Origin of the sequence: Mucilaginibacter sabulilitoris, from assembly GCF_034262375.1 — a bacterium.
GTDB lineage: Bacteria > Bacteroidota > Bacteroidia > Sphingobacteriales > Sphingobacteriaceae > Mucilaginibacter > Mucilaginibacter sabulilitoris.
On the sequence record NZ_CP139558.1, the window covers coordinates 2,053,884 to 2,067,720 of the forward strand.

A 13,837-nucleotide genomic window follows, 5' to 3' on the forward strand; every position below is an offset into this window, starting at 1 on the left:
TTGAATTATTGAATAGTTCAGTTCCTCAATTTATAATTCAATAATTCATCCTTCAATAATTAAAAACAAAGGAGACTATGTCTTACAAAAAGGATAATAAAATCAAAAGTAATTTCACCACCATTACCATCAGCCTGGCCTCTCCGGAGTCCATTCTTGAGCGTTCAAGCGGTGAAGTTTTAAAACCAGAAACTATCAACTACAGGACTTATAAACCTGAGCGCGATGGTTTATTCTGCGAACGTATTTTTGGTCCGGTTAAAGATTATGAGTGCCATTGCGGTAAATACAAACGTATCCGTTATAAAGGTATTGTTTGCGACCGTTGCGGTGTTGAAGTAACCGAGAAGAAAGTACGTCGTGAGCGTATGGGCCATATTAACCTTGTAGTTCCTGTTGCGCATATCTGGTACTTCCGTTCGTTGCCTAATAAAATTGGTTACCTGTTAGGTTTACCAACCAAAAGGCTCGACCTGATCATTTACTACGAAAGATATGTAGTTATACAGCCTGGTATTAAAGAAGCAGACGGAATCAACAAAATGGATTTCCTTACTGAAGAAGAATACCTTGACGTATTAGATACCCTTCCGAAAGAAAACCAGTACCTTGACGACAAAGATCCTCAGAAATTTGTGGCCAAAATGGGTGCCGAGGCTCTGGAAGAACTGTTAAAACGCCTTGACCTGGATGAATTATCATTCAGCCTGCGTCACCAGGCCGCAAACGAAACCTCACAGCAACGTAAAAACGAAGCTTTAAAACGTTTACAGGTTGTTGAAGCTTTCCGCGATGCAAAAACCAGGATTGAAAATAACCCCGAGTGGATGATTGTTAAAATCGTTCCGGTTATCCCGCCTGAGCTGCGTCCATTGGTTCCACTGGAAGGTGGCCGTTTTGCTACTTCAGATTTGAATGACCTTTACCGTCGTGTAATTATCCGTAACAACCGTTTAAAACGATTGATCGAGATTAAAGCACCAGAGGTTATTTTACGTAACGAAAAACGTATGTTACAGGAAGCTGTTGACTCGTTATTTGATAACTCACGTAAAGTAAACGCGGTAAAAACCGAAGGTAACCGTGCATTGAAATCACTTTCAGACATCCTGAAAGGAAAGCAAGGCCGTTTCCGTCAAAACTTATTGGGTAAACGTGTGGATTACTCTGCCCGTTCGGTAATTGTTGTAGGTCCTAACCTTAAGTTACACGAGTGCGGTTTACCAAAAGATATGGCTGCCGAGCTGTTTAAACCATTTATCATTCGCAAAATGATTGAGCGGGGTGTGGTTAAAACAGTAAAATCTGCCAAAAAGATCGTTGACCGTAAAGACCCATTAGTTTGGGACATTCTGGAAAACGTATTGAAAGGACACCCGGTATTACTAAACCGTGCGCCTACGCTGCACAGGTTAGGTATCCAGTCGTTCCAGCCAAAATTGGTTGAAGGTAAAGCGATCCAATTGCACCCCTTAACCTGTACTGCCTTCAACGCGGATTTTGACGGTGACCAGATGGCTGTTCACGTACCACTTGGTAACGCGGCAATCCTGGAAGCCCAAATTCTGATGCTTGCATCGCACAACATCCTTAACCCTGCCAACGGAACTCCTATTACCGTTCCGTCTCAGGACATGGTGCTTGGTTTGTACTACATAACCAAAGGCCGTAAAACTGATGAAACCAGGGTGGTTAAAGGACAAGGCTTAACCTTCTACTCTGCAGAAGAAGTAATTATTGCTTACAACGAGAAGAAACTTGACCTGCATGCCTTTATCAAGGTTAAAGCGCTTGCTAAAGAAAAAGATGGCAGCATTGTAAGTAAGATCATTGATACTACAGTAGGCCGCGTATTGTTTAACCAACACGTACCGGTTGAAGTAGGTTATATTAACGAATTGCTTACCAAGAAATCATTGCGTGATATTATTGGTGAGGTTGTTAAAATCACCGGCATGGCCCGTGCAGCCCAGTTCCTTGATGATATTAAGGAATTAGGTTTCAAAATGGCGTTCCAGGGTGGTTTATCATTTAACCTGAAAGATATCAACATTCCTGCTGAAAAAGTTACACTTATCGAAACGGCCTCTAAACAGGTTGAAGAGGTAATGGGTAACTACAACATGGGTTTCATTACCAACAACGAGCGTTACAACCAGATTATCGATATCTGGACACGTATCAACAACCGTTTAACTTCAAACGTGATGGAGATCCTGTCAACCGATAACCAGGGCTTTAACTCGGTGTACATGATGCTTGATTCAGGTGCGCGTGGTTCAAAAGAGCAGATCCGTCAGCTTGCAGGTATGCGTGGTTTGATGGCGAAACCTCAAAAATCAGGTTCAGGTGGTGAGATTATTGAAAACCCGATCCTTTCAAACTTTAAAGAAGGTTTGTCGGTATTGGAGTACTTTATCTCAACTCACGGTGCACGTAAAGGTTTGGCGGATACGGCGTTGAAAACTGCCGATGCCGGTTACTTAACCCGTAGGTTGCATGACGTTGCCCAGGATATGATTGTTGGTGAAGTTGATTGCGGTACTTTAAGAGGTATCTACACAACTGCGCTGAAAGATAATGAGGATATTGTTGAACCATTGTATGATCGTATTTTAGGCCGTACTACTTTACACGATGTTCATGACCCTATCACTAACGAACTGTTAGCGACAGCCGGTCAGGATATTACTGAAGAAGTTGCCAAGAAAATAGAAAACTCTCCGCTTGAAGGCATCGAAATACGTTCGGTATTAACATGCGAAAGCAAACGCGGTGTGTGTGCCTTATGCTATGGCCGTAACCTTGCCAGCGGTAAACGCGTACAAAAAGGTGAGGCTGTAGGTGTAATTGCTGCACAGTCAATCGGTGAGCCGGGTACACAGTTAACCTTGCGTACATTCCACGTGGGTGGTACCGCGTCAAACATTGCTGCAGAATCGCAGATCAATGCCAGGTTTGATGGTATCATTGAATTTGAGAACGTTCGTACCGTTGAATACAATACTGAAGAAGGTAAAGTAGATGTGGTATTAGGCCGTTCTGGTGAGTTCCGGATTATTGAACAAGGAAGCAACAAGGTAATTGTTACCAATAATATTCCATACGGTTCATATCTGTATGTAAAAGATGGCAGCAAGATCGTAAAAGGCGACCGTATCTGTTCATGGGATCCGTACAATGCCGTTATCATATCTGAGTTTGCTGGTTTAACCCAGTTTGAAGCCGTATTAGAAGGCATCACTTTCCGTGAAGAATCTGATGAGCAAACAGGTCACCGCGAAAAAGTAATTATCGATACCAGGGATAAAACTAAAAATCCTTCTATTCAAGTTACCGATACAAAAGGTAACGTTATTAAAGGATACAACATTCCGGTAGGCGCCCACATTGCTGTTGAGGAAGGTGAAAAACTACAAACCGGACAGGTTATTGCTAAAATCCCTCGTTCAACCGGTAAAACCCGGGATATTACAGGTGGTTTACCACGTGTAACCGAGTTGTTTGAAGCACGTAATCCGTCTAACCCGGCTGTAGTAACCGAAATTGATGGTGTGGTAACCTTAGGTGGTGTAAAACGTGGTAACCGCGAAATCACTATCGAATCAAAAGACGGCCAGGTTAAAAAATACCTGGTTCCATTGTCAAAACACATCCTTGTACAGGATAACGACTTTGTGAAAGCGGGTATGCCATTGTCTGATGGTTCAATATCTCCTGCTGATATCCTAGCCATTAAAGGCCCGGCCGCGGTACAGGAATACCTGGTGAATGGTATACAAGAGGTTTACCGTTTACAGGGTGTGAAGATCAATGACAAACACTTTGAAGTTATTGTTCACCAGATGATGCAGAAAGTATCCATTGAGGATGCAGGTGATACCCGTTTCCTTGAGCGAGAAGCTGTTGACAGCTGGGATTTCATGAACGAAAACGATGAGATATTTGATAAAAAGGTTATTGTTGAACCAGGTGATTCAACTACTTTAAAGGCCGGTCAGATTGTATCATTAAGGAAACTGCGCGATGAGAACTCCATGTTGAAACGCAGAGACTTAAAGCTGGTTGAAGTACGTGACGCCATCCCTGCAACTTCAAGCCCGATACTGCAAGGTATCACCAGGGCGTCATTAGGTACCAAATCGTTTATTTCGGCAGCATCATTCCAGGAAACAACCAAAGTACTGAATGAAGCCGCGATAGCAGGTAAAAAAGACCTGATGCTTGGTTTGAAAGAAAACGTTATTGTTGGTCACCTAATCCCTTCAGGTACAGGTTTACGCGAATACGAAAATATCCGTGTAGGCTCACAAGAGGAGTTTGACCGCTTAATGGCTTCAAAAGCCGAAGAAATAGAAGCTTAATCAGGAGTTAAATATTAATTGGAAGGCTCTCCCGTCAAAGGAGGGCCTTTTTTATTGGTATCAAAAAAAATAAAAGATTTGTAACAAAAATGGCAATAATTCCGTTTAATGGTTGTATTTTTGGCATTAAAGTGCAGTTCTATCGGAAAATTCGCAAATTTAAATAATTGTTAATTCTTAATTATTGCAAAAAAATGCACTGAACAAAATGAATACATTATTAACTTAGAATCATGGAAGAGCAATCTGAAAATCAGCTAAACATAGAACTGTCCGAAGAGATAGCCGAAGGAATCTATTCAAATCTCGCGATTATCACGCATTCCAGCTCTGAGTTTGTACTTGACTTTATCAGAGTAATGCCAGGAGTACCGAAAGCCAAGGTTAAATCGCGTATTATATTAACTCCCGAACATGCCAAGCGTTTGCTGACGGCTCTGGAGGACAACCTGCAGAAGTTCGAAGCGCTTAATGGCAAAATCAAAATTCAACAAGATCCATCCGGTTTTCCTATGAATTTTGGTGGTACGATGGGTCAGGCTTGAATTAATAATTTTATATTAAAACACGTATTTAATTAGCAAAAAGGCACTTTAAGTCTGTTATTTTAAATATAATAATAATTTTGTGTTGTTTTTGTGAAAAAGTGTGCATATATTGCACCAATTTAAAAACATACCTAAAAATTATGCAATCTTAATTTTATGAGAAAATACTACCTATTCAATTCATTTTTTATATTGTTCATTTTGCTAATTAGCTCCACTATATTTTCCTGTTCTAGCACTAAAAATATTAAATATTTTCAGGATATTCCTGACTCCGGGCAAATGAAGACAATAGCTAAAGCCGAATATACAGAGCCGGTCATTCAGATTGATGATATTGTGACTATTCTAGTCCAGACTGTAGATCCGCTTGCTACAAATTCAATTACCCTCGGGAATGTTCCTATTCAGAGCACTTCATCCGTCGGTTTAGGGGCTTCCAGTTTAAATCAACAAATTTCTTCTGGTTATTTAGTAAATAAACAAGGATTTGTCGATGTTCCAATTTTAGGTCATATTAAGGTTGTAGGACTTACCACTACCCAAACAAGAGAGTTGGTTCTCGCTGAGGCCTCGAAATACTTTAAAGAACCCACTGTGATCGTAAGGTATGCGAATTTTAAGATTAGTGTAACGGGAGAAGTTGCCAAGCCTGGTCAATATACCACGCCTAATGAACGCGTTAGTGTCCTTGATGCATTAGCGATGGCTGGTGATTTAACGATCTACGGCAAACGTGATAATATATTGTTGGTAAGAGAAAATGCCGATGGCACTAAAAGTCCCTATCGTATTAATCTAAATCGAAGCGATTTAATGAGTTCTGCTTATTTTTATTTGCGTCAAAACGATATCATTTATGTTGAGCCTAACAAATCTAAAGTCGCAGCGACTGACATCAACCAGGCGAAGACTCTCGCGATAATAGGCTCGGCATTGTCTGTATTAATTGTTTTATTCACCAGGATTAATTTTTAAGAAATATGCAAATTGACGCTCCAAGGCATGATGAGGATCATGACCTAAAAGAAGAGGACACGCTTGATATTAAGAATATTATAAGTAAGGTATTTGAGTATTGGTATTTGTTTTTAATTAGTTTAGCGTTTTGTTTGTTCTGCGCGGTTGGATACATAAAGTATGGAACGCCTAAATACAAAATCACGAGTAAAATAACCATTGACGATAATTCAAATTCCCCTTCGAGCAAGTTGTCAAGTGTTAGTTCTATGATGGATCTATCTGATTTATTGTCACTACCAAGTAATGCCTATAACGAAATAGATAACCTTACTTCCAGAAATTTAATGAGGCAGGTTGCCAAGGCGCTTAATTTGAACGTAATTGTTTATAAAAAAGGGTTAATTAAAAGAACAGAGTTATTCAATGAAGAGCCTTTTACTATAAATATATCACCTAAAATAGACTCTTTGGAAGAGCGGTCTTATGATGTAGACATCAAAGGTGATGTAATTCATTTGCACAGTTTTAAAGAGGATCTTGATACGTCTTTTAAATACGGAACGGTGGTACATCTGCAACAATATGACGTGGTTTTTAATGTAAAGCCAAACAAGAAACCTGAGCCTAACGGTTATAAACTCGTCATTAAATCTCTTGATAAAGAAGTTGAAGATTTATCGAAAGATTTTGATGTTAGTTTAACTGATAAACAGAGTACTACACTAGCATTGCAACTTGCATACTCGAATTCAAAAAAGGGAGAAGCGATTTTGCAAACGCTGATGACATTTTATCAGCGATCTAACTTGGAAACTAAAATACAGATTGCTGATAGTACTTTGAAGTTTATTGATAGTCGATTGGGTATCGTTAGTAGGGAACTTTCTGGTATTGAGACCGAATTCCAGGAATTTAAACAAGAGAATAATGTTGCTGATGTTGTTGAGCAAGGGAAGGCACTTGTGGACAATGTAAAGGAGTACTATAATAAGCTTAATGAACAGCAAGTACAGATATCAGTTTTAGATGATATTTCGAAATATATAACGAATCCTACAAACAGAAAAATTATTCCAAGTTCTTTATCGGTCCAAGATCCAGTATTTGGTTTGGCTATTGGAAAATACAATGAGTTATTGTCTCAAAGAGACAAACTTACATTGGCATATAAAGATGATAACCCTATTGTGAAGAATGTTGATGATGAGATTGAGAATGTAAGACAAAGTTTGATTAAAAGCTTTGACGTATACAGGAAATCTTTAAAGATTAGTTTGGATGCTATAAAGGATAAAAATGTTTCTCTAAATAACGAGGTAAAAAGTGTACCAAGGAAGCAAAGGGTTTACTTAGACTATTCTCGTAAACAGAATTTGCAAGAGCAATTGTATCTGTATCTATTGCAAAAGAAAGAGGAAACGGCAATCTCTAAAACTTCTACTATCTCGGCAGCCAGGATAGTTGATCCTGCTAAAAGCGATTATAACCCTTTTAAACCCAATATGCCTGTTATAGTGCTTATGGGGTTATTTGTAGGGTTATTGATTCCCTCTTTATTTTTATATATTAAAGAAGTTTTAAACATTAGGGTGATTACTAAACAAGATGTCGAAAAATTGACATCGATACCTATTGTAGGAGAAATTGGAAGTAATACAGGTGCGAACTCAATTGTATTTACTGCTAATTCGCGGTCCATTATTTCAGAACAATTCCGAAGTCTAAGAACTAATCTCCAGTTTTTACTTTCTGGTGGTAAGTCCCAAGTTATTTTGATTACCTCAAGTATGAGTGGCGAAGGTAAGTCCTTTATCTCGGCCAATCTTGGAGGGATTTTATCTATCAGTGGAAAGAAGACGGTGATCATTGAGCTTGATTTGCGCAAGCCCAAGTTGTCCCATAGTTTAGGCTTAGATAATAGTTTTGGGTTTACGAATTTCGCTGTTTCTCAAAGCGATAATATCGAAGACATAATTAAACCAACAGTATTTGACGAAAACTATTTCGTAATTTCCTCTGGACCAGTCCCTCCAAACCCTTCTGAACTTTTACTCGGTAAAAAGTTAGAATTACTGGTGTTGGAACTTCGAAAAACGTTCGATTTTATCATCATTGACTCCCCACCGGTAGGGCTAGTATCGGATGCGTTACAAATTGAAAAGCTTGTCGATTTAACTCTTTATGTTGTCAGGCAAGAATATACACTTAAAACTCAGCTAAATATTATTAATGACTTAAAGGCAAACGGAAAAATACGGAGACCTTATTTGCTCGTAAATGATATAAAGGCGAAAAAGGCAGGTTATTATGGATATGGTTATGGCTATGGATATGGTTATGGCTATGGATATGGCTATGGTTATGCCGAACGCACGGAAAAAAAATCACGGTTTAGCTTTCTTAAGCGTTAAATTTAATTACGAACTTAAATACACATAAATGAAATTCCTCGTCACCGGAGCTGCGGGCTTTATTGGCTACTCATTGGTTAATCGACTAATTAATGATGGGCACACGATCATAGGATTAGATAACATCAATGACTATTATGACGTAAGATTGAAATTTTCACGGTTGGAAGAGGCCGGTATAGGTCGACAAGCTGCTGAATGGAATAATGAAGTTATCAGTCAAAAATATCCTCTTTATAAGTTTGTTAGGATGAATCTTGAGGACAAAGATGCATTAATTGCACTAGCCGAAAGGGAAAAGTTCGATGTAATTGTTAATCTTGCCGCTCAAGCAGGTGTTAGATACTCCATTGAAAACCCGGATGTGTATGTTCAGTCTAACATAGTTGGTTTCTTAAATATACTTGAAGTTTGTAGGCATTTTAGCGTAAAACATTTGATTTATGCAAGTTCATCGAGTGTTTATGGTTTAAATAAGGAGATGCCTTTTGACGTCGTAAATAATGCGAACCACCCGGTTTCCTTATATGCGGCTAGTAAAAAAGCCAATGAGTTAATGGCTCATACTTATAGCCATTTGTACGATATTCCTACGTCAGGTTTGAGGTTTTTTACTGTTTATGGCCCTTGGGGAAGGCCTGACATGGCGTATTTTCTATTTGCAGACGCAATTAAAAATGGTAAACCTATAAAAGTATTTAATCATGGGAAAATGATGCGCGACTTTACATATATTGATGATATAATCGATGGAATCTTACTGACTGTGGATAATCCGCCAGTTAAAAATAGCCAATGGTCTGCTTTAAATCCCGATCCATCCACATCCTCAGCGCCATATCGTATATATAATATAGGAAATAATACTCCCGTTCAATTGATGAGTTTCATTAGGGAGATAGAAAAGTATATGGAAAAGAAGGCGGTCATGGATTTGATGGATATTCAGGATGGTGATGTCCCTGCTACGTGGGCTAATATTGATGGTCTCGCTGCTTACGGCTACAAACCCCAGACCCCGATAGAAATTGGTCTTCAGAACTTTGTTTATTGGTTTAATAGGTATTATACAAATAGTTAATTTATAATTATATTTAAGTGTAGTGTTAGTTAAGATCAGAAATTTATCATCTAAGCTGCTAAGCAATAAACTTTTTCAAAAAACGATAAAGCTGTCATCACTTTCAATGGCAGCAAATTTTCTCGGATTTTTAATTCCTGTTTACATAGCATATGTCTATGGGATATCAAAGGATACCGACGCATTTTTTTTTAGTTATGGCTTGGTTGTGTTTGGTAGCACAATTTTCTCTGGTGCGGTTAAATCCGTAATTGTGCCCTTCCTGATGGAAAGATTGCCTAATAAGGAAGCCTTAAATAGGTTTTTATCTTCGGTGTTTTATTATTGCTTTGTTTATTTAGGCGCAATTACAGTGTTATCGCTCGTTGTATTGTTGATAATTGATCATTACAGAAATAATAATTTTATCTATTATATCGGGATATCGATGCCGATCTTTTTTTTTACAATCATAAATTCTTTTTTTTACGGTATACTCAATTCGTATGGCCAGTTTTATCTAGCTGAAACATCCCCATTTTCGCGGGCGATAATTATCTATGTAACGATTTTCTTATTTAGTTCAAAGTTGGGACTTAGCGCAGTCATTCTAGGCTATAACCTGGGGGAAATAGCAAAATTTATACATTTGTGGTACATTACCAAATATAGAAATAAGATCGATATATCATTTAAATCAGTGGATTACGATGAAGTTAAGCTTTTTATAAAAGAAGGATCATATCAGGCTATATCAACTACAATATCTTCAGCATCTCCGATTATAGATAAAATTGTTGCCTCTTTTCTAGTTGTAGGTTCATTGTCAATACTTGATTACGGGAATAGACTTTTCATGATTTTTACCGTTATCCTAACTTCTTTCTTAACTATAATTTTATCAAAGTGGTCTGCAGATGTTGTACGGAATAATTTTGATTTTAGAAAAATGAATCAAATTATGGTTATAACATTTTCATTTAGCGTAGTTATTTTTTTAATCACTACAATATTAAAATTTCCTATAGTTAATTTGCTTTATCCTAAAATTAATTCGTCACTTAGAGGAGTTATAGGATCTGTTCTGATTTTAAATATGGCAGCTTTTGTTTTTAATGCTGGAAACCAGATTATCAATAGAGCTACAATAGCTTTTAAGGGCACTAATATTTTAATACAAGTATCGATTGTTAAATCTATAGCAAATGTTGTATTTGACATACTATTCGTTATATACTATGGAGTAATTGGAATTGCTATCTCCACTATAATTGTCAATTTTATGGGCTTTGTAATGAATTATTATCTTTTCGTAAAGCAAAAAAGAAATTATCAAAGGGCAGTTGTTGAGTGATGATAATACTAAATTATAACAATTAAGATATGATAAGGGAATTGATTTATTCCGATTTATACCGATATATTGGTAAACGCAGTTTTTACTTATTGATTAAGTCATTGAAAAATTCTCCTGGATTCAGATATACTTTTTTCTTAAGAATTCAGGCTCATTTTGGAAGACGGTCGTTTATAGGTTTTTTTTCGTATTTATTTTATAGAAAATATTGTTTTAAGTATCAGATACAGATTCCTCCAACTGTTAAAATAGGCAAAGGCTTCATGATGCCTCATTTTGGAGGTATAGTAGTAAATTCCAAGTCTGTTATTGGCAATAACTGTAATATACTGCAAAATGTTACTATAGGAAGAACAAACCGAGGTAGGTTGAATGGTGCACCAGTTATTGGCAATCAAGTCTATATTGGCCCGGGTGCCGTAATTGTTGGTAAAGTTTTGATCGGAGATAATGTTTTAATCGCACCAAATTCATATGTTAATTTCGATGTACCAAAGAATAGCATTGTTTTAGGTAATCCCGCGAAAATATTACCGAATGATAATGCTGTAATGGGCTATATATCAAATGTTGTGTAATTTAGAAATCCATACATAGTATTGAAATGACCAGATTTTGGAATCTTATATACGTATTTGTGCTTTTTCTGAATTTAAGTGAAACTTTTAGGGTTATCTCATATTTCCTCAATCTTGATAGTTTTGCTGTATCGGTGGCCACGTTAGTAACAAATTTTATTTTTATAGGGTTTAGATTCAATTACTTAAAAAGATTATTTAGAATTAAGTTATTTTTTTATTGGATAAACGTGATATTTCTGCTGCCAATAATTTGTATGACAATTAGTTTTGGAGTCGGTAATATGAATGGCAATGATTTTGTTTACTGGATATCATTTGTATCATTATTTGCTTCCTTATTTGTATTAGCCGCAATTTTATCGTTACAAATTCAAATAAAATGGATATATAGACTTTTTTGGTCAGCGGTTACATCGACTATCATAGGTTTTATTCTCAATTACACAAATTTCCAATTGTTTAGAGATATTGGAAAATTATCAGGTAGTACGTTGGCTTATGTTGTGTACGGTTCCAATGATGAAGGAAGAATATTTAGCTTTTTTGTCCACCCTAATATGGCGGCGCTATCAACCGTTTGTTTCTTCGTGTTTTTGCTAACAACGTCTAAAGAACACGTTAAGAAGATAAGGACATATATGTTATATTTAGGATTAATGATTGGAATGATCTTGGTAACCGGTTCCCGTACATCTCTTATAGTAATAGCGATTATCGCAATTATTTATTTGCCAAAGATAATTCGCAGATCCTTGATACGTCGTCATAAATTCAATAATAATCTTGGAAATATCACTATCGTTTTTGGAGGAATTCTAATTGTGTTGTTATTTGTTTTTGGAATTTTTGTTTATATATCACTTTCCCAAAGTCCTATAGATACAACAGGTAGGTTAAGCTTTTTCTTTAGAATATTCAATTCCTCACCAACTGTAAGCACTCAAGACGATAGTTTAGCTGATAGATTAAAAATTCTTGACAGTTACTGGAAGTATATTGAGAAGAATCTTTTGTTTGGACTAGGTCCTCAATTTGCAAGGGATAAGCTTAGCAATGGTGAATTTGAAAATGTTAGTCAGAATGTTTATATCGAAAACACTTTGAACTATGGGATTTTCTATGTTTTGTTTTACATATATGCCTTGGTCAAGACATATCAATTATCCTCTAAGATTGGAAACTTTAAAGATTATATATTTAACCCCTTAAAAGTATTCGTTGTTTTATTAACTCTGATTGGTTTTTCGATAAATGGACTATATACAATCCGGGCCGTGGTGATTTTATTAGGTATTTTGATAGGATTGACCTTAAGAGGATCACTTCAAAAGAATATGAAGAGTCCACAGAAGGCGCTGGTGAATCCTAGTGACGAATTCAGTATTGTGTCTTAACTAATTTGACATAATAGCATTGACATCTATCGGTCGATTAGATAGCATAAAGATCATTATACTTATGAAAAAGAAGATTGTACACTATATTGCGAAGTTGAAGGATGGGGGGGCTCAAACACAACTGGTTCTATTATGCAATCAAATTGACCGTTCGAAATATGAAATAGTTATTGTTTGTTGGGATAAAGAGACATCGATTCCTTTAAGTGATGACATTAAAATAATTTTAGTTTCAAGAGGGGGCATTTATAGTCTTATAAGTTTTTTTAAAGAAATTTACAAATTGACTTTGGAACTTAAGCCAGACATTGTCCAATTATGGATGCCGGAAGTGCTTACGCTTCCCGCAGCATTTGCTGCTAAGCATATGGGTATTCCTATAATTAGTTGCGAAAGGCGATTACCCATTAATACATTAGGTAAACTATGGCTTCGCGACAGGATTAAATACCTTATCCACTGTATCTCCACTGTAATTGTAGCAAATTTTCCGCTTCCAATTAAACGCAAATCCATATTTAATGTAATACTCAAACATAAACGGAATCAAACTATCTATAACGGTTTAGACATTGACGGACTGAAATCTTTACGTAGGCCTTTCATTGCCAAAGGAAGTGCCCCATTCAAACTTGTTTACTCTGGCCGCTTGGTTTCGCAAAAAAATGTAGATGTGCTGATTAGGGCTTGTAAAGGCGTTATTGATCACGGTATTGAAATTGAATTAAAAATATTTGGCAATGGCGATGATGAAAGAGACCTGATTGCTCTTTGTAAGCAGTTGGAATTGGACAATTACGTTAAATTTTTAGGTTATCAAGATAATTGGAAAGAGTTATCTGCAGATTCGCACTGCTTTGTATTACCAAGTAACAGAGAAGGAATGCCAAATGTCCTTTTTGAAGCAATAGCAATAGGATTGCCCATTATATCGACAAATATTGAAGAAATTAATTGTCATTTTACTAGTGGATACGATGCATTATTGGTCGCTCCTAATGACGCGCAAAGTTTGACGGAAGCAATTAGAATGTTAGTAAATGCACCTGAATTGCTATCAGTAATAAGATCTAATGGATTAAAGACCGCGCAAAAGTACACAGTGAAAGCGATGACATTTTCATATGAAATGTTATACGATCAAAAACACTGATAT

General features: G+C 36.7%; 9 protein-coding genes. All 9 read left to right on the forward strand.

What is annotated here, in order from left to right; genetic code table 11:
• Positions 1–77 precede the first annotated feature (77 nt).
• Positions 78–4,364, forward strand: a complete 4,287-nt coding sequence (gene rpoC, locus SNE25_RS08765) for a DNA-directed RNA polymerase subunit beta' (RefSeq protein ID WP_321564714.1) — start codon at positions 78–80, stop codon at positions 4,362–4,364.
• A gap of 233 nt (positions 4,365–4,597) precedes the next feature.
• Positions 4,598–4,909: a DUF3467 domain-containing protein gene (locus tag SNE25_RS08770; RefSeq protein WP_321564715.1), complete on the forward strand. Its 312-nt coding sequence runs from the start codon at positions 4,598–4,600 to the stop codon at positions 4,907–4,909.
• Positions 4,910–5,068: 159 nt separating this feature from the next.
• Positions 5,069–5,890, forward strand: a complete 822-nt coding sequence (locus SNE25_RS08775) for a polysaccharide biosynthesis/export family protein (protein ID WP_321564716.1) — start codon at positions 5,069–5,071, stop codon at positions 5,888–5,890.
• Between the two features lie 5 nt (positions 5,891–5,895).
• Positions 5,896–8,286 (forward strand): GumC family protein, encoded by a 2,391-nt coding sequence (locus SNE25_RS08780; RefSeq protein ID WP_321564717.1) that lies wholly within the window; start codon positions 5,896–5,898, stop codon positions 8,284–8,286.
• Positions 8,287–8,314: 28 nt separating this feature from the next.
• A complete protein-coding gene (locus tag SNE25_RS08785) occupies positions 8,315–9,367 on the forward strand; it encodes an NAD-dependent epimerase (RefSeq protein ID WP_321564718.1) in 1,053 nt (350 codons plus the stop codon).
• A gap of 106 nt (positions 9,368–9,473) precedes the next feature.
• Positions 9,474–10,700 carry a lipid II flippase MurJ gene (locus SNE25_RS08790; protein ID WP_321564719.1) on the forward strand — a complete coding sequence of 409 codons (1,227 nt, stop codon included), beginning with the start codon at positions 9,474–9,476 and terminating at the stop codon, positions 10,698–10,700.
• Positions 10,701–10,729: 29 nt separating this feature from the next.
• A complete protein-coding gene (locus SNE25_RS08795) occupies positions 10,730–11,281 on the forward strand; it encodes a serine O-acetyltransferase (RefSeq protein ID WP_321564720.1) in 552 nt (183 codons plus the stop codon).
• Positions 11,282–11,538: 257 nt separating this feature from the next.
• Positions 11,539–12,678 (forward strand): O-antigen ligase family protein, encoded by a 1,140-nt coding sequence (locus tag SNE25_RS08800; protein WP_321564721.1) that lies wholly within the window; start codon positions 11,539–11,541, stop codon positions 12,676–12,678.
• A gap of 64 nt (positions 12,679–12,742) precedes the next feature.
• Positions 12,743–13,834: a glycosyltransferase gene (locus SNE25_RS08805; RefSeq protein ID WP_321564722.1), complete on the forward strand. Its 1,092-nt coding sequence runs from the start codon at positions 12,743–12,745 to the stop codon at positions 13,832–13,834.
• Positions 13,835–13,837 lie beyond the last annotated feature (3 nt).